Consider the following 228-nt stretch of genomic DNA (forward strand, 5'->3'; position numbering starts at 1 on the left):
TGATTGTTCAGGAGTTTCAGTGGTCACGCAGCCTGCTGACCATCTTCCTGCAGTACTCGCCGTCCTCAGTCATGCGCCTGTCTGTGCGGCATCGAATTCAGTTCGTGGTCTGTCAGCTCTGCTATCCACTTCTTGCCGGGTCCATGGCGTTGATGTTCGTCTTTCCCATTCCCGCGCTGCTGTTTGACGTGGGCTATGTCGATGACACCTTTCCCGCCTTGGTCGGCC

General features: G+C 56.6%; 1 pseudogene. It reads left to right on the forward strand.

What is annotated here, in order from left to right:
- Nucleotides 1-228 (forward strand): annotated as a pseudogene (locus R0J92_RS27640) (N-acetylglucosaminyltransferase); the annotation flags it as partial.

Source organism: Tritonibacter sp. SIMBA_163, assembly GCF_046535935.1.
GTDB lineage: Bacteria > Pseudomonadota > Alphaproteobacteria > Rhodobacterales > Rhodobacteraceae > Epibacterium > Epibacterium scottomollicae.